This window comes from Ruminococcus sp. XPD3002 (genome assembly GCA_900119535.1).
Classification (GTDB): domain Bacteria; phylum Bacillota; class Clostridia; order Oscillospirales; family Ruminococcaceae; genus Ruminococcus; species Ruminococcus flavefaciens_H.
Genome location: FPJT01000007.1, coordinates 122,828 through 144,091, shown reverse-complemented (window position 1 = coordinate 144,091; position 21,264 = coordinate 122,828). Strand labels below are relative to the sequence as shown.

The window sequence follows — 21,264 nt, the reverse complement described above, 5'->3', positions numbered from 1 at the left end:
ATGAAGAACTTCAATGAAAAGCTTGCTGAGTATATAGAACGTACAGAAGCTAACCTTAAAAAATATAATGCTATGTCGGAGGATATGCTGCCGCAGAAAAGTCTGATAGATGCCATGAATTATTCGCTTGAAGCAGGCGGAAAACGTGTTAGGCCTGCATTGGTCTACGGCTTCTGTGAGGCTCTGGGCGGCGATCTGCGTTCCGCGGATGCACCTGCGGCTGCTATCGAGATGATACACACATTTTCACTTATACACGACGACCTTCCTGCAATGGATGACGATGATTTCCGCCGCGGTAAGCCCTCCTGCCACAAGGCTTTCGGAGAGGCTGTTGCCATACTTGCAGGTGATGCACTCTGTATGCTGCCTTTCGAGGTAATAGCAGATGATGAGAAGCTCACTCCCGAGCAGAAGGTGAAGATAGTTTCCTGCCTTGCAAAGGGTGCAGGCAGAGAAGGAATGGGCGGAGGCCAGGTCATCGATATCGAGAACGAGGAGCGTTCCGATGTGGATGAGGAGAACCTGAGAAATATGTACCGCTGCAAGACAGGTCAGCTCATAGCTATATCCTGCGTTATGGGATGTATCTGTGCAGGCGCTTCGGACCTTATGCTCGGTATCGCTGCGGAGTACGGCTTCAAGCTCGGACTTGCCTTCCAGATAATCGACGATATTCTCGATGTTACAAGCACTACCGAGGAACTCGGCAAGCCTGTCGGCAGCGACGAGGAGGAAAACAAGACTACTTTCGTAACACTTTACGGCGTTGAGAAGGCTCAGCAGATAGCAGATGACGTCACAGCTCAGGCGTTATCCTGCCTTGACAATATTGAGCACAGCACATTCCTGAGAGAGCTGACGAATATGCTGCTGAAGCGTAAAAAATAATTTAAGGAGCTGCGGAAACAGTCCGCAAAGAGAAAATGAAGGAAAATTTAAAAGATAGTGAGAGGATCACTCTTTCTGAGCTTGATCTTCCGGCTGATCTGCGCGAGCTTTCCTATAAGCAGTGCAGATACCTTTGCAGTGAGATAAGGGGATTGCTCGTATCGACAGTTTCAAAGACAGGCGGACACCTTGCATCAAATCTCGGTGTTGTGGAGCTTACTCTGGCGCTTCACAGGAATTTCGATTCGCCTGATGATAAGATAGTCTGGGACGTTGGACATCAGGCTTATGTACATAAGATACTGACAGGCAGAGCGGAGCAGTTCTCAACACTCAGGCAGGAGAACGGTATATCAGGATTCCCGAAGCCGTCAGAGTCGGTGCATGATTCGTTCATATCAGGCCACAGCAGTACATCAGTATCTGCGGCATACGGTATGGCGGAGGCTATGAAGCTTCAGGGCAAGGAAGGCTATGCTGTTGCGGTTATCGGCGACGGCGCAATGACAGGCGGTATGTTCTATGAAGCTATGAACAACGCAGGCAGACATCAGGACAGGAACATGATAGTCATTCTCAATGACAACAATATGTCCATATCCAAGAGTGTCGGTGCGCTTTCAAAGTACCTCACCAACCTGAGAAATACCGAGAACTACCTTGAGACTAAAAGACGCGTTGAAAAGAAGCTCCTGAGAGTACCGATAGTCGGCGCACCTTTTGCCAAGGGCATCAAGAACGTCAAGGATTCGGTAAAGTCCGCAATACTCGAAAGCAATATGTTCGAGGATATGGGATTCATATATCTGGGACCTGTAAACGGTCACAATCTGCAGGAACTTGAACAGGTCATACACATGGCAAAGTCATTCCACCGTCCTGTATTCATCCACGTAAAGACCGTTAAGGGAAAGGGCTATCTCCCTGCTGAAAAGAATCCGGGAGAGTATCACGGTATCTCGAAGTTCGATATAGTCACAGGAAATCCCGAGGTATCAGCGGATGAGTGCTTCTCAACCGTTTTCGGTAAGGAACTTGCCCGAATCGCTGACAATGATGAGAAGATATGTGCTATAACTGCGGCTATGAAGTACGGAACGGGACTTCAGTTCTTTGCATCGAAGCACCCCGAGCGCTTCTATGACGTTGGTATTGCCGAACAGCATGCAGTTACATTTGCAGGCGGACTGGCTTCAATGGGGATGACTCCCGTATTTGCAGTCTACTCCACATTCCTTCAGCGAGCATACGACCAGCTCGTTCACGATGTTGCTATCGGAGGACTCCACGTAGTTCTCGGGGTGGACCGTGCAGGAATCGTCGGTGAGGACGGCGAAACTCATCAGGGACTTCTCGATGTTCCTATGCTTGCTACTATACCGAATACCGTTATTTACTCCCCTTCATGCTACGATGAACTCAAACTCTGCATGAAGAAGGCTATATACGACGAAACGGGACTTGTTGCTGTCCGCTACCCGAGAGGTGCTGAAAAGGTTGACTACAACAAGAGCTACGTTTCAACAGACTACATCTTCCACAAGACAAGCGGGAGCGATACCCTCATAATAACCTACGGAAGGCTGTATAACGAGGCTTACAAGGCGATTAAGATGCTTGCAAAGGATAACATTGACTGCGATGTACTTAAGCTCACAAGGATATTCCCTGCGGTACCCGAGGTGATAGAGTCCGCATCTTACTACAAGAGGATAGTTTTCTTCGAGGAGTCTATCGGTCAGGGAAGTATTTCCGAACTGTTCGGAGAACAGCTTGCCGAGATAGGATATAACGGAGACTACAGCAGAGTAACTGCCGAAAGCTTCGTAAAACAGGCATCTGTGACCTCGTGTCTTGAAAAACTCGGACTTACCTGCGATAAAATGGCAGAATATATACGCGGAAGGATAGACGCCGATGCCGAGACTTGATGCTGAACTTGTCTCACGAGGCATAGCAAGAAGCCGTGAGAACGCCAAGGATATGATAAAGGCAGGTGCCGTTACTGTCAACGGTATTACTGCCAAAAAGCCCTCCGACGAGGTCTGTCCCGAGGATGAGATAGTTTCGTCCGAGACCGATGTATATGTGGGAAGAGGCGCTCTTAAGCTTGAAAAAGCCGTTGCGTTTTTCGGTATAGACCTGAAAGGCAGGAAATGCCTTGATATCGGTGCTTCCACAGGCGGTTTCACCGAGTATATGCTGAAATGCGGCGCCGAAAAGGTCTTTTCCGTTGATGTGGGACACGGTCAGCTTGCAGAAAGTCTTTGCCGTGACAGCAGAGTAGTTAACATGGAGGGTACTGATATCCGCAGCGTTTTTCCCGATGACATCGGCGGAAAAGCCGATTTCGTCAGTGTTGACGTATCCTTTATATCCCTGACAAAGGTGCTTCCCAAGATAGCTGAGCTCATGTCGGACGGCGGCGAGGCTGTAGTGCTTATAAAGCCGCAGTTTGAGGCAGGCAAAAAGGATATCGGCAAAAAGGGCGTAGTCAAGGACAGAAAGGTCCACGAACGAGTACTTTCCGACACTGACAGCGCTATGCGGCTTGCGGGACTTGTACCCGTCGGTTACACTTATTCTCCCGTAAAGGGCGGGAGCGGAAATATAGAATATCTTGCTCATCTGCGGAGAGATGCTTCCGTATCGGCTGATACCGACCTTAGGAAGCTTGTGGGAGATGCCTTCGCTGAGCTTTAGGAGGAAATATGAAAGCTGCACTTTATCCGAATTTTCAGAAAAAGAACGCCCTGAGCTGTGCGCGTGATACCTGTGACGTGCTTAACGCATCGGGTATAGAGGTTTCCGTAAGCGGAGAATTCAGAGAGGACTTCAAGGATAAGCCTTTCGTTATTTTCGAGGATATCGAGGTCTCTGCACAGACTGCGGATATAGTCATTGCTATCGGCGGCGACGGTACTATCCTTCGCTGTGCTAAATTCCTTATGGGAACAGATACAAAGCTTCTGGGCATCAATACGGGTACTCTCGGATTCATGGCAGGTCTCGAGGCTGACCAGCTGGATAAGCTGGTGCTCCTTACAAACGGCGAGTATGAGATATCAAAACGCATGACCATAGAAGTCGTTATCCATGACGGCGATGAGGAAAGAGTCTATACCGCTCTCAACGAAGTTTCTGCACGTTCGGGAAGCTTCAGGATATGCGACTTTGATGTGTTCTCGGACGGCTATCTCGTAGGAAGATACCGTGCGGACGGTATCCTCTTTTCAACGCCCTCTGGTTCGACTGCCTATGCCCTTTCGGCAGGCGGTCCCATAGTTGAACCCGACCTTGAATGTATCGAAATGACACTTATCTGTCCCCACTCACTGTTTTCCCGTGCAACTCTGTTCGCTCCTGACAGACAGCTGAGGATAACAGACAGGACAAAGGGCGACGGTTCAATGGTCATAAGCGTTGACGGAGAGGTCAACAAGATACTCGGCGAGAATGAATCCATAGAGATACGCCGCGGAAAGAACGATCTGAATTTCGTGAACCTTATCGGCAATTCCTTCCATGAATCCCTTTGCAGGAAAATGTGCAAGCCCTTAAAATGATACGGAGAATGATATGAAGAACCGCAGACACGATCTGATACTTGAAATAATCAATGAACAGGCTGTAGGGACTCAGGAGGTCCTTATGAAGCTTCTTGCCGAGAGGGGAGTTGTCACAACTCAGGCAACTCTTTCTCGTGATATACAACAGCTTTCACTTGTCAAGCAGAGGGACGCGGACGGCGTTTACCGTTATGCTATGCCTGCCTCTGCGCTTACCGAGAAAAGTCTCTTTGCAGAAGCTGTCGTGTCGGTAGACTACGCCATGAATACGATAGTCCTGAAATGCAGGGCAGGTATGGCGCAGGGAACCTGTGCGGCCATCGATTCCGTGAACCACGAGGGGATAGTCGGAACTATAGCCGGTGACGATACCATATTCATACTCGTAAGAAGCGAAGCGGACGCAAAGCGGCTTTCAAAGAAATTCAGAAACGAATTATTATCGGATAAATAAAGGATCTTGTCATGTTAAAGGAAATATATATCAGAAATCTTGCAGTTATCAAAGAAGCGGTGATACCTCTTACGGGTACGCTGAATATATTTACAGGTGAAACAGGTGCAGGTAAGTCGATACTCATAAACGGCATCAACGCTGTGCTTGGTCAGCGAAGCAATAAGGACATAGTCCGTACAGGATGTGACAAGGCGGTAATAACCGCTCTTTTCACGGATATACCTCCACAGGTAGGTGAGAAACTCGATGAACTCGGTTTCCCCTATGATAACGATGAGATAACTGTCACCCGTGAGATAAGTGCGGACGGCGGAAGCACTGCAAGAATAAACGGCAGGACAGCTACTGCCGCAATGCTCAGAGAGGTTGGAAGCCTTCTTATCAACATCCACGGACAGCATGACAATCAGATACTTCTCGACAGCGAAAAGCATATGCAGATACTTGATGATTTCGGCGGAGACAATACCCTTCTTGACTCATACAGGAACGATTTCAGGGAACTGCAAAAAACTGCAAGACGTCTCGGCGAACTGAAAAAGCAGGAGCAGTCCCGTATCGAGCGCAGCCGTTATCTTAACGGCATCATCGACGATATCGGCGAGCTGGAGCTTTCCGCAGGAGAGGATGAGACACTTGAAAAGGAGTACGAGTCCGCCCGTGACTCCGAAAAGACCATTATCGCCCTTAAGAACGCAGTTCAGGCGATAACAGGTGACGATGCGGCTACAGATATGCTCGTGTCCGCTGAGACCGAGATAGCTTCATTTGCGGACGGAGACTCACGTATCTCCGCACTTTACGAGCGCCTTTCCGCAGCCGAGATAGAGCTTGCGGACATTGCAGACGAGCTGGAGTCCGCAGCCGAGCAGGTAGAGCTGGACGGTCAGCGCCTCGGATATCTCAGCAGCAGGCTGAATACGATAAATAAGCTGAAGCGCAAATACGCTCTCGATTGCGAGGGACTTGTAAAGCTCTACGATGATGCCTGCCGTGAGATAATGCAGCTTGAAGGATCGGGGGACGAGATAAAGTCACTGAGCGAAAAACGTGAACAGCTTCTTCATAAGGTCACTGAGGAGGCAAAGGCACTTTATGACTACCGCGAGGAAGTGGCTGAGCGCTTTACACGCCGTGTAACAGAAGAACTGGAGTTCCTTAATATGGCGGGAGTAGTCATAGCAGTCCGCCACGAAAAGGGCAAGCTGACTGTAAACGGCATGGATACGGTGGAGTTCCTTATCTCGGCAAACAGAGGTGAAGAACCCAAGCCGATATCACGCATAGCATCGGGCGGTGAGCTTTCAAGGATAATGCTGGCGCTGAAAAGCGTTATCGCAGACAAGGACAGCATCCCCACCATGATATTCGACGAGATAGATACCGGTGTAAGCGGCAAGGCGGCTCAGAAAATAGGCATAAAACTGCGTGAGATAGGAAAGGTAAGACAGGTCATATGTGTTACCCACCTTTCACAGATAGCGGTAATGGCTGATAACCACCTTATGATAGAAAAGCAGATAGTGGGAGACCGTACAGAAACCCACGTAACTCAGCTCGATATGGACGGCAGAGTTGCCGAGATAGCCCGTATCATGGGCGGAGATGATCCGAGTGAACTGATGCTCGATAATGCAAGGGCTGAGATAGAAAAGGCTGTCTCCTGCTGACAGCTGTAAAATCATATCCACGGAGGAAATAACTTGAAGATATACTCTACCCGTCACGGACAGACGGATTACAATAAACAGGAGATAATACTCGGTACCACAGATCTGCCCCTTAATGAAACAGGTCGGGCACAGGCGCTTGAACTTGCGGAAAATGTGGAAAAGCTCGGAGATGTGGACATCATCATAGCATCGCCCATGAAACGTGCACAGACTACCGCAAAGGCGGTTGCAGAGCGCTGCGGACTTGATATAGTCACCGATGAAAGACTGAGAGAATGGGACTACGGTGAGTTTGAGGGAAAATCACGCTTCACTGACGGGTTCGCAGAGAATAAGACGGAATTCGGCGTAAGAATGGGCAGAAACGGCGAATCGCTCATGCAGCTTGCACACAGAGTCTATTCCGTTCTTGATGACATAAGGAGAGACTACAGCGGAAAAAACGTGCTTGTGGTTTGTCATGGCGGAGTGTGCCGCGTTATAGAAACTTATTTCCATGATATGACCGTTAAGGAGTTCAGCGGCTGGTTCATGGATAACTGTCAGATAATAGAATATCAGATCTGAAAAGGATGAAAATGCATTAATAAGGAGGAACCAAATGAGAGTAGGTGTTGATTACTACCCTGAACAGTGGGAAAGCTCGATGTGGCAGAGCGACGCTGAAAAAATGGCGCAGTCAGGCGTAAAGCTCGTAAGACTTTCGGATTTTGCGTGGTCCAAGCTGGAACCCCGTGAGGGTGAGTTCACATTCGGCTGGCTCGACCATGTTATAGATATCTTTTCAAGGTATGGTATAGGTATAATCCTTTCTATACCTACGAACTGTCCACCGTTGTGGATGTACCAGTCCTATCCTGAGATAATACAGATAAGACCTGACGGAAAAAGACTTCAGATAGGTAACAGGGGACACCGCTGCGTCAATTCGCCCGTATTTGTCAAGTACGCAAGACGTATCGCCTGCGAGATGGTAAAGCGCTACGGCAAGAAAAAGTCCGTTATAGTATGGCAGATAGACAGTGAACTGGAAGCTTATCCCTGCTGCTGTGATGTCTGCAAGGAGAAATTCCGCAAGTGGCTGATAGAAAAGTACAATGACCTCGACAGCATAAACGCTGCATACGGTACAAGCGTATGGAGCGGCGACTACAGCGACATATCGCAGATAGAACCGCCTACCGCTTACCCTAAGGCATGGCAGAACCCTTCACTGTGTCTTGACTGGTACAGGTTCACATCCCAGAGTGCGGCTGATTTCGTCAAGGAGATAGCGGAGCTTGTACGTCTTGAAAATCCTAAAGTGATACTTACTACCAATACGGTGTTCAGCAATAATACTCCCGACCTGTATCATCTCTTTGAGGAGCTCGATTTCGTTTCATACGACAATTATCCTCCGATAAGTCTTGAAGCGGAGGAAGAGACCATTAGCTCGCATGCTTTCGAGCTTGATATGATGCGCGGAGTCAAGGGAGCCGATTTCTGGGTAATGGAACAGCTCAGCGGTCCCACGGGAAGCTACGCATATATGTCTCCTGCACCGAAGCCGGGACAGATTATGGGTTACGCTATGCAGGCTTTTGCTCACGGTGCGGATGCGGTACTGCATTTCCGCTGGAGAACTGCCGCAACAGGTGCGGAGATGTTCAGGCACGGACTTCTCGACCACAGCAATGTACCGAACCGCAGATTCTATGAGTTCTCGGAGCTGTGCAAGTCGGCAGTCAAGCTTACACCTCTCCTCAGTACACGCCTCATAGCGGACATTGCAATTGTTTATTCTCCCGAGATCGATCACGCCTTCAAGATACAGCCGCAGGTCAGAACATTCGACTATATGGAGCAGCTTAAGATGTTCCACTCGGCTTTCAGTCATTTCGGTGCAAATGTGGATGTGGTGTCAGGCGAGGCAGACCTCAGCGAGTATAAGCTGGTAATCGCACCTTCAATGTACGTGAATAACTCTGCCGTTACCGAAAATCTCTACAGATACGTCATAAACGGCGGTACTCTCGTACTTACCGCAAGAAGCGGCGTAAAGGACGCCAATAACAACTGCATAATCGATACACTGCCTACCGTATACAAGGAGCTTGCAGGTATTGAGATAACCGAATATGATCCGATAGGCGAACAAAAGCACGTTATCCGTGATTTCGCAGGAAACGAATTCAGCTGTCATGCATGGTGCGATGTTATACAGGCGACTTCCGCAAAGGCTTATGCTGAGTATACCGACGGCTGGTACCGCTGTCTGCCTGCTGTTACCATGAACAGGTACTGCAACGGTATCGCCTACTACATCGGAACAGTCTGCGGACTCGACTTCTATGAGAGCTTCGCATCAAACCTCATGATGCAGACAGGTATTCCTCGCCTTAAGGACCTGCCGCGAGGAGTGGAAGTAACTACCCGTACCAACGGTAAGGATGAGTATATCTTCTTCTTCAACAACTCCGAAAAGGACGTTTCGATACCGCTTCCAAAGCCTATGTACAGCGTTATTTATTCGATAGTAGAAGACGAGCTTCAGCTTAAGCCGTTTGAAATGGATGTAGTAAGGAAGTAAACAGGTATGAGGATAGTTTTACAGCGTGTTAACCACGCAAGCGTCACAGTTGACGGAGAGATATGCGGACAGATAGGCAAGGGCTATCTGGTACTGCTGGGAGTAGGTCATGAGGACACCGAGGAGGACTGCCGGAGACTTGCGGATAAGATAATAAATCTGCGTATCTTCTCGGACGAGAATGATAAGATAAACCTCTCGCTGAATGATGTGGGAGGAGAACTGCTGGTAGTATCGCAGTTCACGCTCTATGCGGACTGCCGCAAGGGAAACCGTCCGAACTTCATTCAGGCAGGCAAACCCGATGAAGCGGAACGCCTTTACAACTACTTCGTTGATTACTGCCGAAGCAAGGGCAAGCATGTGGAAACAGGCATCTTTGCGGCTGATATGAAGGTCTCGCTCGAAAATGACGGACCGTTCACAGTTATTCTTGAATAATGAATAAGATCACCTTTCGGGACGCATAATATCCGTGAGGTGATCTTTTTGCGTTATCGTGGAGACAGGGGAATTCTCATACTTACACTGCTGTTTCTTTTGCTGTTTACTGGTGTGGTACTGAACTACTACCGCATTTCCGAGGACGGCGCATATATAAGCGCTGCGGTGAACAGTCCCTATATTACTGTAAATGCGGGAGACAGTCAGGGGACGGTCTACGACAGGGAAATGCGTCCGCTGGTGAACTGCGGTCACGAGTGGGTATGCGTTATAGTGCCTGACGGAAAGACGGATGCGGAAGCAATGGAAAATGCTGTGGACAAGGAAGAATTTGCGGAGAACTATGCTAAGGGACGTCCCTTTGCTTACAGGTGCAGGGAGTCGGGGAAGGATACGGACAGGAAAACTTACTTCCGCATACCTGTAAGATACGGCGAAAACCAGACTGCACAGCATGTTATCGGGTATCTGTCCGAAGGGAAAGGTGCTTCGGGGATAGAGTACGCATACGAGAAGATTCTTCGCAGCGGAAGTGTCGGCAACACAGTAAGCTATACCACCGACGGCAGAGGAAATGTGCTTATCGGTGAGGGCAAAAGAGTACAGCGAAGCAGCAATGAAAAAACGGGAGTCGTTACAACGCTGGACAAGGAAATTCAGGCTGTATGCGAGTCCTTTTCCCGTGAGATTGCAAAGGGTACCGTTATAGTTTCGGATATCGGCAGCGGCGATATACTCGGACTTGCAAGCTATCCGCAGTATTCAGCTGATAATATCGAAGCCGCACTGACCGACGGGGACAGTCCCCTTATAGACCGTGCGCTTTATTCCTACAGCGTAGGTTCTATATTCAAGCTTGTGACAGCCTGTGAAGCTCTGGACGAGGGAATGGGCGGATTCGTATACGACTGCAAGGGCAGTATCGATATTTCGGGACAGGTTTTCAACTGCCATCGCTATGACGGTCACGGAGTCCAGGATATGACCGAAGCTGTAGCCAATTCCTGCAACACTTACTTTATCAGTCTCAGCAGATGCCTTGATATACCGAAGCTTCGTGGGACTGCCTATGACATGGGGTTCGGTAAAGAGATACCGCTGTGTTCGGGGATTACCGCTTCCGCAGGACATCTTCCCACCGTTGAGGAACTCCTTGTACCTGCCGAACTTGCGAACTTCTCATTCGGTCAGGGAAAGCTTACTGCTTCACCGCTTCAGATAAACCGTATGACCGGGGCAATTGCAAACGGCGGAAAGCTTTACATGTCAAGGCTTATAAAGGGGATAACTGCGGACGGCGAAACAGTCTCCAACGAAAAGCCGAAGCAGTATACTCGAGTTATGGGAGAGATACAGGCGAAGGAGCTGAGGGATATGATGATATCGGCTGTGTACGATACCGAGGGTTCAAACGCAAAGCCGCAGAGGGTAAAGGTCGGCGCAAAGACCTCCACTGCACAGACGGGACGCATGGATGAGAGGGGAGAGGAGTTCTGTCACGCTTGGATAACGGGGTTCTTTCCTGCTGACAAACCGAGGTATGCGGTGACGGTGCTTGTTGAGGACGGCGGCTACGGAAATGATGCGGCAGCGCCTGTATTTGCCGAAATTGCGGACAGGGTAATGAAAATCGGATAATTCTTGACAAAGCTGTGTTTGTGTGATATACTTTTCCTGTAAAATTTTTTTCAGGAGGAGAAATAATGAAAAAGGGTTTATTTGCAATCTGTATGGCAGCTATCATGCTGACAGGCTGCGGAAATGCTGCAACAACGGGGGGAAGCACCGCAGATACAAGCTCAAAGGCTGATACAGCTTCTTCGGCAGTTTCAGATAATGAAAGCAAGGAGGATAAGAAAAAATCCGACGCTCATGGAGACGAGGAATTGATCTATGAAGATACTATTGATCCTGAAATGAAGTGTATTGATGTGCCAATACCGAAACGAATGGAAAACGGAGGTTTAGGACTCTCTTACTATGCTACACACGGGTTTGACCATCGAGATTACCATGATGTGGAAGATGTAGTTTTCTATATGTGGGGAACAGATGATCCAAGTTATTGGAGCGGTCTTGAATCTTACAAGGATCTATCAGCAGAAGAGCTGATAAACTATACAATCAAAAATAAAACGAAAGAAGTATTGAATAATGCTTATGGAGAATGGCTTACAGATGATTACCCAGCCGATACAATTGATACAGAAGAAGAAAAAGAAATGCTTGGATACAAAGTGAAACGCTATTCTGGAAATATATCTTTCAGGGGTGAAGAGAAAAAAGTTCATTATATTTTGAATTATGCTTTTGTTGACAATGAGCAGGTTCTCTGGTGGATGTCATTTACGAGGTCTGATGCACAGTCAGAACTTGATGAGATGCAGTATCTTGCAGACCTTCCTCTCAACAAGGCAAAGTTTCACGAATAATAAAAACAAGGGACGCCTGTGCGTCCCTTAATTGTTATTTACCGAACTTTTCAACGTCCACATCGAGAGGAGCGTCAATCTCATCGGAAACGTATTTGCCGTTCTTTTTGCGCTGCTTTACACATTCGGTCAGCAGGTACTCTATCTGACCGTTGACCGAACGGAAGTCGTCCTCCGCCCATGCAGCGATATCGTTATACAGCTTTTCCGATAATCTGAGCGGAACTTGTTTTTTAGCTGCCATATCAATAGAGCGAGCCTGAGTTTACGACAGGCTGAGCGTCGTGGTTTCCGCAGAGAACTACCAGCAGGTTTGATACCATAGCAGCCTTGCGCTCCTCGTCCAGTTCAACAACGTTGTTCTCGTTGAGTCTTTCAAGAGCCATTTCAACCATGCCTACAGCACCGTCAACGATCATTTTTCTTGCGTCGATGATGGCGGAAGCCTGCTGTCTCTGGAGCATTACTGCTGCGATCTCGGGAGCGTATGCAAGGTAAGTGATACGAGCCTCGATTATTTCAAGACCTGCGTTCTCGACCTTTGACTGTATCTCGTCACGGATACGTGCTGCAACTACCTCGCTTGAACCGCGGAGGCTTCCTTCGTCAGCGATGCCGTCGCCTGTAGTATCAACGTTAGGAGCAACGTCATAGGGGTAAAGACGAACGATATTTCTGAGGGCAGTATCGCACTGGAGCGAGAGGTATTCCTTATAGTTGTCAACATCGAAAACAGCCTTAGCAGTATCGGTAACCTTCCAGATAACAGCGATGCCAATCTCAACAGGGTTGCCGAGGCAGTCGTTTATCTTCTGTCGGTTGTTGTTGAGAGTCATTATCTTAAGGGATATCTTCTTGGACATTACAGGAGTTGATCTGTAGCCTGTCATAAGATTAACGGTAGCTGCTGATGATTCGCGTGTATTACCGTCCACGTCACCGCTCTGGCGGAGCTTTGTGGAAGCGGCAGGGTTAACGGCTGTGCAGAACGGGTTTACCCAGTAGAAGCCGTCGCCTTTGAGAGTTCCCTTGTACTTGCCGAAGAGGGTGAGTACGAGAGCTTCCTGCGGCTTCAGTACTTTAAGTCCGAGGTACGGCACCCAGCCGATGCATAACCAAAGCAGTGAGAGTATTATGAGCAGCAGAGATTCAGCGCCAATGCCTAAGATAAACGTAAAGAACGAGCCTATGTAGAGCAGTGTGATGATAACGATGGCTGACCAGCCATTCTTTCTTGTTGATAAAACTTTTTCTTTCATGATTATTCATCCTTTCGTGATGTGAATGTGGTGTATTGATTTGATATCATTATGATATCACATAAATATGATTTTGTCAAGATATTACTGAAATATTTTTCATTTAACTATTAGCCTGTGCAGTTAAGAATATGCATTATTGCTGTGCAGCGTTATCCATACCTTTTGTACCTTTTGAACCTTTTGTACCTGTACCATATCTGACAAATCAATAATAAGCTGTTTTGAATAATAGTTAAATTATTATTTAATTGATGCATGAATATTCTGTGTAACAGCATTTTTCTGATGCAGCGGCTCATGGACGGTGGTACAAAAGGTACAAAAGGGGTGCTGTCAGAGTGCAGAGAGCAGTTATTAGAACTCAGAGCTTAGTGTAGGGGCACACAGTTTGCGCCCGTTATGACCGGATACAATTATTGAACCCATGTAGGGACGAGTTGCGCTCGCACGTTGGAGTCCGTACAATTACCTTTAAAGATAAAATGCTGAAAAATACTTGACTTTTCACGGAAACAGCGTTATAATACTAATGTATGGCAGTGAAGGGACTGACTGTATGCGTGATACCTCAGAGAGAAAGCGGACGGTGAGAGCTTTCGTATCACAGACAGGTGCTACCCCCGAGTCTCTCTGCGAAAGCGGAGCGTATTTCTGCGTTAAGGATAGCCGAGGAAAGGGGAGTTCCCCTTTTGAATTTGGGTGGTACCACGAGAGCCTTCGTCCCATTTGGCGGCGAGGCCTTTTTATTTAGTCCGGAATTTAACAATAAGCGCCGTTGTTCAATTGGTGAACAACTGTCTTGTGTAAGGCAGGTACAGCATTTTTTGGGTTCGATTCCTAAACGGCGCACCATTTCAATTCATAATTCATAATGCATAATCTTTCTGATAAGTCAGAGATGCATTTAATTAATGTCTGCTCAACAACTAAAAAATGGCTTATTATAGCTTCCAAAGCCATTTTTTAGTTGTCAAAGTGCAAGAAAATAATGATATTAAAGTTTTTTCTTGCACTTTGTTTTGCCCTTTCGGGCAAAATGAGCTTGACATAAAGAAATGTGACGCGCAAATTCTTTATATTTTAGGGAATTTGCGCTCCCCGAACAAAGTTCGGGGCAGTAACCGCCCAAAGGCGGTTACTGAGTACACATTAATTATGAATTATGAATTATGAATTATGCATTTTATTAAAAGGAGATTATTTTTATGCAGTGGACAGGTCTTAACGATCTACGTGAAAAGTATTTATCATTCTTCGAGAGCAAGAACCATACTCGTATGGCAAGCGCTTCTCTCATCCCTCAGGGCGACAAGAGCCTCCTTCTTATCAACTCGGGTATGGCTCCCCTTAAGAAGTTCTTCCTGGGACAGGCTACACCTCCGAACGTAAGAGTAACAACATGTCAGAAATGTATCCGTACTCCCGATATCGAGAGCGTTGGTAAGACTGCAAGACACGGTACATACTTCGAGATGCTCGGTAACTTCTCATTCGGCGACTACTTCAAGCCCGAGGCTATCGCATGGGCTTGGGAGTTCCTTACAAAGACACTGGAGATACCTGCTGACCGTCTCTGGATAACTATATACGAAAGCGACGACGAGGCAGAGCAGATTTGGGAGAACAATATCGGCATCCCTCACGACAGGATAATCCGTCTCGGTAAGAAGGACAACTTCTGGGAGCACGGTTCAGGTCCATGCGGTCCATGTTCCGAGATACACTTCGACCGCGGTGAGGCTTACGGCCCTTTCGAGAACTTCGAGCAGGCAAGCGACTGTGACCGTGTCATCGAGATATGGAACCTCGTTTTCAGCCAGTTTGACAGCGACGGAAACGGTCACTACGAGGAAATGAAGAGCAAGAACATCGACACAGGTATGGGACTTGAAAGACTTGCTTGCGTTATGCAGGGCGTTGACAATATCTTCGAGGTCGATACTGTTCAGAATATCATGAAGCACATCTCATCTATCGCAGGCGTTGAGTACAAGAAGGACGCTAAGACAGATGTTTCTCTCCGTGTTATCACTGACCATATCAGAAGCACTACTTTAATGGTTGGCGACGGCATACAGCCTTCAAATTCGGGACGCGGTTATGTTCTCCGCCGTCTGCTGAGAAGAGCTGCACGTCACGGCAGACTCTTAGGCATCACAAGACCTTTCCTTTCCGAGGTATGCGATACAGTTATCAAGGAGAACGAAGGCGCTTACCCTGAGCTTGCTGAAAAGAAGGATTACATAAAGAAGATAATCAGCGTTGAGGAAGAGGCTTTCGCTAAGACTATAGACAAGGGTACAGAGCTCCTCAACCAGTTCACAGAGAAGCTTGCATCAGAGGGCAAAAAAGTGCTCTCAGGCGACGATGCATTCAAGCTTGCTGATACATACGGCTTCCCGATAGACCTTACAGAAGAGATATGCGAGGAGAAGGGCTTTACTGTTGACCGTGACCGCTTCACCGAGCTTGCAAAGGAACAGCGCGCAAGAGCAAAGGCTGACCATGCAGCTAAGGCAGGTTCATCATGGGCTGACAACAGCATCAAGGTAGATGCTCCAAAGACTGTATTCACTGGCTATACTGACAACTCGGCAGAGGCTGAGATACTTGCTATATACAAGGACGGCGCAGAGGTGGATTCTGCTTCCGAAGGCGAGGACGTTGTTATCGTACTCGACAGAACTCCTTTCTACGCTGAAAGCGGCGGACAGGTAGGCGATACAGGTACTATCACATGCGGTCCGAACGTTGTATCGGTGGATGATACTATCAAGAGCGAGGGACACTTCCTCCACATCGCATCAGTTACCGAGGGTACTGTTACAAAGGGCGAGAAGGTAACAGCTGAGATAGATGTTACAAGAAGAAACTCTATCATGCGCAACCACACTTCAGCACATCTTCTCCAGAACGCACTCCGCAAGGTACTTGGCGACCACGTTCATCAGGCAGGACAGCTCGTTAACGAGAAGGCTTGCCGTTTCGACTTCAACCACTTCAGCGCTATGACCGATGAGGAGATAGCAGAGGTAGAGCGCCTTGTAAACAATGAGATACTCAGCGCTATCCCTGTTACTATGGAGGAAATGCCTATCGAAGAGGCTAAGAAGCTTGGAGCTATGGCTCTCTTCGGTGAGAAGTACGGCGATGTTGTAAGAGTTGTAACAGCAGGTGATTCTATCGAGTTCTGCGGCGGTACTCACGTATCAAATTCCGCTCAGATAGGACTCTTCAAGATAGTTTCCGAAAGTTCCGTAGCCGCAGGCGTAAGACGTATCGAGGCAGTTACAGGTTCGGGTGTACTTGAACTGCTTAACAGCTTCAAGGACACTATCATCAGATCCGCAAAGGCTCTCAAGCTTGCAAATATCACAGAGCTTCCCGAGAAGTGTGCTTCTGTAGCATCCGAGCTCAAGGACAAGGAAAAGCAGCTTGAATCTCTTAATCAGCAGGTAGCTAACTCAAAGGTTGCAGCTATATTCGATAACGCTAAGGAAGTTAACGGAGTTAAGGTGATATCCGCAAGAATGGACGGCTCTGCACCTGACGCTCTCAGAAAGCTTGGCGACAGCGTAAAGGACAAGGCTGAGGCTATCATCGCTCTGTTTGCAGCAGTAAACGGCGAGAAGGGCACATTCTACTGCGTTTGTACAAAGGACGCTATCGCTAAGGGCGGAAACGCAGGTCAGATAGTACGCGAAGTTTCGGCAGTAACAGGCGGAAAGGGCGGCGGAAAGCCCGACGGAGCTATGGCAGGTGCAGGGGATATCACTAAGGTAGACGAAGCACTGGCTAAGTTTGAAGATATCGTATCAGGTATCATAAAGTAATAAAATTCAAGACTGAAGCCGTCAGCTTTTCGGCGGCTTCGGACTTCGATGAAAAATAGTAAAGGAGTAAAATTTATGGACTGCTTATTCTGCAAGATAATCGACGGAGAAATACCAAGCACAAAGGTGTATGAGGACGAATACGTTTACGCATTCAAGGACATCGCTCCTATCGCACCTATGCACATCCTCATCATCCCAAAGGTACACATCACAAGTGCAAATGACATAACAGAGGAAAATTCAGCTGTAGTTGCAAAGGTATTTGAGGCAGCAGGAAAAATAGCCAAGGAACAGGGCTATGAGAGCTATCGTATAATCAACAACTGCGGCGACGATGCAGGTCAGACCGTAAAGCATCTCCACTTCCATCTTCTCGGCGGAGTTAAAATGGGCTGGGGCCCCGAGTCACTGGGCAAGACTGAATAAGGAGCAATAAAAATGGCAGAAACTTATAAAATGACTATTGCAGGACTTGAAAGAGAACTGCCGATATGTCCACTGAATGAAAAGCTTGATATTGCGGCTTTTGTTATGTTTTCCGATGTTGAACTCACTGTTGCGGCAGCTTCCGAGCTTCTGAAAAAGTGCGGAGATTTCGACGTTATCCTGACTGCTGAATCAAAGGGAATACCTCTTGCCTTTGAAATGGCAAGACAGTGCGGAAAACCCTATGTAGTTGCAAGAAAGTCGGTAAAGCTTTACATGAAGAACCCTATCTCGGTCACGGTAAAGTCCATAACCACAGCACATGAACAGGTGCTGCATCTTGCAGAGGATAAGGCAGCAATGCTGCGAGACAAAAAGGTGCTTATCCTTGATGACGTTATCAGTACAGGCGAATCACTTATAGCGCTTGAAAAGCTTACAAAGGCTGCAGGCGGAAATATCGTCTGCGAGGCTGCAGTTCTTGCTGAAGGCGACGCTGCTGAAAGAGATGATATAGTCTTTCTTGAAAAGCTGCCTCTTTTCTATAAACTTTAAGTAATATTATGAAGCGAAAAATGATTGGAGCGGCAGCAGCATATATGTCGGGATTGTTTTTCGCTTCGTTTTTTACGGGACCGATGATCCTTGCTGTAGTGGCTGCCGCAGTTTTGGTCCTTGTTATCTTCGGAAAGCGCAGAGGCTTTAAAACAGCGGACTATGCAGTTATTGCGGCTGCGTTCACTGCTGCCTTTGCAGTGTTCAACGTCTATACGCTGATGTATCATGACAAAGTTGTTGTCTATGACGGAAAAACAGGCAGCTTTACAGGCGAAGTCACTGATATCTCGGTACATGACGGCGGAAACGCTTCATACATACTGAAGGGCAGGACAGGCGACGGTCAGAAGGCAAGGATAACTTATTACGGAAGTGACCTCGGTGCGGAGTACGGTGATACCGTGACCATCGGTCAGTGCAGGTTTTCGCTTCCCGATAAGGACTGGCTTTTCGATGCCGAGACCTATTATAAGGCGCAGGGCGTCTTTCTTTCCGCAGGAAATATCAAGGATGCCGTCTGTACCCACAGAGGAAGACGTCCCCTGAAAAACGCTCTTATCAGCTACAGGGAGCACATGATAAAGCGCTTCAATGCCGTGCTCGGTACAGAATGCGGCGGTTTTCTTGCAGGAATGGTATTCGGCGAAAAGCAGGGACTTGATAATAACACCAAGACCGCTCTTTACCGCAGCGGTATAGGTCACATCCTTGCAGTCTCGGGACTGCATGTTTCCATAATAGCTGCACTTCTCATGACCTTGCTTCGCAGACTGAGAGTAAACAGGTTCGCGGCTTTCGGAATAATGGATGCAGTACTCGTTCTGCTCGTGGTAATGGCGAATACTCCCGTATCAGCGGTCAGAGCGGCAATAATGATGAATTTCATGTACTCTGCCTCGCTGTTCAGACGTCAGAACGATCCCCTTAATTCACTGGCGGCGGCATCTCTGCTGATATGTCTGTTCAGACCGTATTCCATATACAGCGCAGGTTTCATGTTGTCTCTTTCGGGAACGTTCGGTATAGCGGTATTTGCGCCCTTTGCCGCAGGCAAAAGGAAATACAGCGGAGTATGGGGAAAGCTGCGTTATGCGCTTATCGCAGGTATATGTACAGCTGTATCCGTATTTCCTCTTACCATGCTGTATTTCGATGAGACCTCGCTGATCTCACCGCTGACAAATCTGCTGCTCGTACCTCTCTGTACAATTGCAATGGTGATCGGTGTGGTATACCTTCTTACGGGAGGACTGCTTCCGATTCTTCCCTCAGCAGGGGGACTTATCAGCATAGTCCTCCATATAAGCGGAAAACTCTCCCGTATCGGCATATTTCACGCATCCCGCAGCGGAGAGCTTGTCCCTGTACTTCTCCTGACCGCAGGTACATGCGTCGTGCTGATATATTTCTACACAGGCAGACGCCGTGCAGTCATTGCCGCAACAGCAGTTTCAGCAGCAGTATTTGCATTCGGATACATGGGTATCGGACTCGTACAGCGCAGCAGACTTACGGTAGCTGTACTGGGAAAAGGTTACAACACTGCCGCTGTCGTGACCTGTAAAGGCAGGACGGACGTTATCGACCTCAGCGGTCACTACAGGGAAGCGGCATACGTAAGGAAGTACCTTTCCATAAACGGTGCGGACCATGTGGACTCTTTGATACTCGGGGAGAATGTTCAGTCACAGTATGCGGCGTATAAAGGTCAGCTGGAGTTTTTCCCTGCGGAAAAATGTATGGTCAGCGGAGAGGTGCCTGTAGCAGGCGGAGAGGACTGCGTTAACTTTGGTAATGATGCGGTCAGAATAGACAACGGTACGTATATCATTACTTACGCTGACGGCTGCCTTACTGTAGAGAGCGGAGGAAAGCGCGTGGATGTGGTGCCTGTCGGTAAGGACACGGATGCTAACAGCGAACTTACCGTATTTTACGGGAATGTCGGAAAGAAAACAAATGTTACCGTCAGCCGCAGTATGTATCTTGACGAGGTCTCGGATGGGGTACTGTGCAGCATGAACAACACCGAGATCGTTTTCGGTGAAACAATAAAGATAAGGAGACTCTGAATGGCTTATACAGATGCACGTACAATAGCTTCACAGCTTAAAAAAGGCGAAATTCGGAATCTTTACTATATATTCGGTGCGGACGTTGTAAGGGTAGAACGCCTTACAAAGCAGATAATAAAGGCTGCTGTAGGCGATAACGAGGAATTTGCCCTTACACGCATGAACGGCAAGAAGATCGACTTCAACGAGCTGTATGACACAGTCCAGATGATGCCGATGATGTCGGAGTATAACTGCATACTCGTAAATGACTATAACTGCGAGAAGCCCCGTGAGGATATGCGCGGATATACTGCCGACGACCTGAACAAGAAGCTCATCGAGGTGCTTAAGGAAGTTCCTCCTCAGACGGTAGTTGTATTCAACGTCACAGGCTTCGAGGTAAAGGTAAAGAAGGGCAAGATAGCAGACAAGAACAAGAAGCTTGCGGACTTTATCGAAAAGAACGGCATTGTCTGCGAGTTCGGTGCAAAGACTCCCGATGAGCTTGCAAAGGATATTGCGGCAAAGGTCTCGGCAAGGGGAGGAATGATATCCCTTGATAATGCAAGAGGACTTGCTGAGATGTGCCTTTCCGATACTCTTGCCATCGACAATGAGATAGACAAGCTGTGCGCTTATGCAAACGGACGTGAGATAACTGCGGATATGCTCCGTGAGCTTGTTCACGTACAGAGCGATATGACGGTATACAAGCTTGCTTCCGCTGTCGCTTCGATGAACCGCAGAGCAGCTTATGAAGCTATAGACGAACTGAATATAGACAATAAGAACAGGGGAGAGGTTCTGGGAGCAGTAACAGGTACATTTATAGATATGTATCGTGCGGCTTGTGCAAGACAGTCAGGCAGAGGTGTCAATGAAATGACTGCGGATTTCAGCTATAAATGGGACTTCATGGTAAAGAACGCTTTCCGTGACAGCAGCCGAATGAGCGTAAGGAAGCTGAGGAAATGCGTTGCCATACTCCGTGATACCGCGGTAAAGCTGAATTCCACATCTGCCGATCCGAGAACTGCCCTCGAACAGGCAGTGACAATGATGTTCATGACAAACAATTAGCGGAGGT

General features: G+C 47.9%; 18 protein-coding genes and 1 tRNA gene. 17 read left to right on the top strand and 2 right to left on the bottom strand.

Translation table 11 applies throughout. The annotated features are described in order from the left end of the window. From BT127_RS08085 to BT127_RS08035, 11 genes are all read left to right on the top strand, one after another. Positions 1-891, top strand: coding sequence for a polyprenyl synthetase family protein (locus BT127_RS08085; RefSeq protein WP_082334955.1), 891 nt, complete (start codon positions 1-3; stop codon positions 889-891). Between the two features lie 35 nt (positions 892-926). Beyond that, positions 927-2,822 carry a 1-deoxy-D-xylulose-5-phosphate synthase gene (dxs, locus tag BT127_RS08080; RefSeq protein WP_075424519.1) on the top strand — a complete coding sequence of 632 codons (1,896 nt, stop codon included), beginning with the start codon at positions 927-929 and terminating at the stop codon, positions 2,820-2,822. Then, complete coding sequence (locus tag BT127_RS08075; protein WP_075424518.1) at positions 2,809-3,594, top strand: TlyA family RNA methyltransferase; 786 nt, start codon at positions 2,809-2,811, stop codon at positions 3,592-3,594. The genes dxs and BT127_RS08075 overlap by 14 nt, the downstream gene beginning before the upstream one ends. 8 nt (positions 3,595-3,602) lie before the next feature. Continuing rightward, positions 3,603-4,457 (top strand): NAD(+)/NADH kinase, encoded by an 855-nt coding sequence (locus BT127_RS08070; RefSeq protein WP_075424517.1) that lies wholly within the window; start codon positions 3,603-3,605, stop codon positions 4,455-4,457. 13 nt (positions 4,458-4,470) lie between these two features. Beyond that, complete coding sequence (argR, locus tag BT127_RS08065) at positions 4,471-4,914, top strand: arginine repressor (protein WP_075424516.1); 444 nt, start codon at positions 4,471-4,473, stop codon at positions 4,912-4,914. An 11-nt stretch (positions 4,915-4,925) separates the two neighbouring features. Then, a complete protein-coding gene (gene recN, locus BT127_RS08060; protein WP_075424515.1) occupies positions 4,926-6,587 on the top strand; it encodes a DNA repair protein RecN in 1,662 nt (553 codons plus the stop codon). A 33-nt stretch (positions 6,588-6,620) separates the two neighbouring features. Then, positions 6,621-7,157 (top strand): histidine phosphatase family protein, encoded by a 537-nt coding sequence (locus BT127_RS08055; protein ID WP_075424514.1) that lies wholly within the window; start codon positions 6,621-6,623, stop codon positions 7,155-7,157. Positions 7,158-7,191: 34 nt separating this feature from the next. Continuing rightward, positions 7,192-9,162, top strand: a complete 1,971-nt coding sequence (locus BT127_RS08050) for a beta-galactosidase (protein WP_075424513.1) — start codon at positions 7,192-7,194, stop codon at positions 9,160-9,162. Positions 9,163-9,168: 6 nt separating this feature from the next. Then, positions 9,169-9,603, top strand: coding sequence for a D-aminoacyl-tRNA deacylase (gene dtd / locus BT127_RS08045; RefSeq protein ID WP_075424512.1), 435 nt, complete (start codon positions 9,169-9,171; stop codon positions 9,601-9,603). A gap of 48 nt (positions 9,604-9,651) precedes the next feature. Further along, entirely contained in the window at positions 9,652-11,244 is a 1,593-nt protein-coding gene (locus tag BT127_RS08040; RefSeq protein ID WP_139275474.1) for a peptidoglycan D,D-transpeptidase FtsI family protein, read from the top strand. Between the two features lie 65 nt (positions 11,245-11,309). Next, positions 11,310-12,038, top strand: coding sequence for a hypothetical protein (locus BT127_RS08035; protein WP_075424510.1), 729 nt, complete (start codon positions 11,310-11,312; stop codon positions 12,036-12,038). A gap of 34 nt (positions 12,039-12,072) precedes the next feature. On the opposite strand, the gene BT127_RS08030 is transcribed toward BT127_RS08035, so the two are convergent. Both BT127_RS08030 and BT127_RS08025 read right to left on the bottom strand, forming a co-directional pair. Further along, positions 12,073-12,282 carry a type II toxin-antitoxin system antitoxin gene (locus BT127_RS08030; RefSeq protein WP_075424509.1) on the bottom strand — a complete coding sequence of 70 codons (210 nt, stop codon included), beginning with the start codon at positions 12,280-12,282 and terminating at the stop codon, positions 12,073-12,075. 1 nt (position 12,283) lies between these two features. Then, entirely contained in the window at positions 12,284-13,297 is a 1,014-nt protein-coding gene (locus BT127_RS08025) for an SPFH domain-containing protein (protein WP_075424508.1), read from the bottom strand. A gap of 772 nt (positions 13,298-14,069) precedes the next feature. On the opposite strand from BT127_RS08025, the gene BT127_RS08020 reads away from it, so the two are divergent. The 6 genes from BT127_RS08020 to holA all read left to right on the top strand — a co-directional run bounded on the left by BT127_RS08020 (position 14,070) and on the right by holA (position 21,257). Continuing rightward, a tRNA-OTHER gene (locus tag BT127_RS08020) sits at positions 14,070-14,152 on the top strand. Positions 14,153-14,505: 353 nt separating this feature from the next. Beyond that, positions 14,506-17,133, top strand: coding sequence for an alanine--tRNA ligase (alaS, locus tag BT127_RS08015; protein WP_075424507.1), 2,628 nt, complete (start codon positions 14,506-14,508; stop codon positions 17,131-17,133). 75 nt (positions 17,134-17,208) lie between these two features. After that, positions 17,209-17,562 carry a histidine triad nucleotide-binding protein gene (locus BT127_RS08010; RefSeq protein ID WP_075424506.1) on the top strand — a complete coding sequence of 118 codons (354 nt, stop codon included), beginning with the start codon at positions 17,209-17,211 and terminating at the stop codon, positions 17,560-17,562. A gap of 12 nt (positions 17,563-17,574) precedes the next feature. After that, on the top strand, positions 17,575-18,117 hold the full coding sequence (locus BT127_RS08005) for a phosphoribosyltransferase family protein (RefSeq protein WP_075424505.1): 543 nt from the start codon (positions 17,575-17,577) through the stop codon (positions 18,115-18,117). Between the two features lie 20 nt (positions 18,118-18,137). After that, positions 18,138-20,192: a ComEC/Rec2 family competence protein gene (locus tag BT127_RS08000; protein ID WP_075424504.1), complete on the top strand. Its 2,055-nt coding sequence runs from the start codon at positions 18,138-18,140 to the stop codon at positions 20,190-20,192. Continuing rightward, positions 20,193-21,257: a DNA polymerase III subunit delta gene (gene holA / locus BT127_RS07995; RefSeq protein ID WP_075424503.1), complete on the top strand. Its 1,065-nt coding sequence runs from the start codon at positions 20,193-20,195 to the stop codon at positions 21,255-21,257. Positions 21,258-21,264: the final 7 nt, after the last annotated feature.

Coding starts and splice junctions, on each gene's coding strand:
- BT127_RS08085 (WP_082334955.1), top strand. CDS start 1: ATGAAGAACTTCAATGAAAAGCTTGCTGAGTATATAGAACGTACAGAA.
- holA (WP_075424503.1), top strand. CDS start 20,193: ATGGCTTATACAGATGCACGTACAATAGCTTCACAGCTTAAAAAAGGC.
- dtd (WP_075424512.1), top strand. CDS start 9,169: ATGAGGATAGTTTTACAGCGTGTTAACCACGCAAGCGTCACAGTTGAC.
- recN (WP_075424515.1), top strand. CDS start 4,926: ATGTTAAAGGAAATATATATCAGAAATCTTGCAGTTATCAAAGAAGCG.
- BT127_RS08005 (WP_075424505.1), top strand. CDS start 17,575: ATGGCAGAAACTTATAAAATGACTATTGCAGGACTTGAAAGAGAACTG.
- alaS (WP_075424507.1), top strand. CDS start 14,506: ATGCAGTGGACAGGTCTTAACGATCTACGTGAAAAGTATTTATCATTC.
- BT127_RS08050 (WP_075424513.1), top strand. CDS start 7,192: ATGAGAGTAGGTGTTGATTACTACCCTGAACAGTGGGAAAGCTCGATG.
- BT127_RS08025 (WP_075424508.1), bottom strand. CDS start 13,297: ATGAAAGAAAAAGTTTTATCAACAAGAAAGAATGGCTGGTCAGCCATC.
- argR (WP_075424516.1), top strand. CDS start 4,471: ATGAAGAACCGCAGACACGATCTGATACTTGAAATAATCAATGAACAG.
- BT127_RS08070 (WP_075424517.1), top strand. CDS start 3,603: ATGAAAGCTGCACTTTATCCGAATTTTCAGAAAAAGAACGCCCTGAGC.
- BT127_RS08000 (WP_075424504.1), top strand. CDS start 18,138: ATGATTGGAGCGGCAGCAGCATATATGTCGGGATTGTTTTTCGCTTCG.
- BT127_RS08035 (WP_075424510.1), top strand. CDS start 11,310: ATGAAAAAGGGTTTATTTGCAATCTGTATGGCAGCTATCATGCTGACA.
- BT127_RS08075 (WP_075424518.1), top strand. CDS start 2,809: ATGCCGAGACTTGATGCTGAACTTGTCTCACGAGGCATAGCAAGAAGC.
- BT127_RS08010 (WP_075424506.1), top strand. CDS start 17,209: ATGGACTGCTTATTCTGCAAGATAATCGACGGAGAAATACCAAGCACA.
- dxs (WP_075424519.1), top strand. CDS start 927: ATGAAGGAAAATTTAAAAGATAGTGAGAGGATCACTCTTTCTGAGCTT.
- BT127_RS08030 (WP_075424509.1), bottom strand. CDS start 12,282: ATGGCAGCTAAAAAACAAGTTCCGCTCAGATTATCGGAAAAGCTGTAT.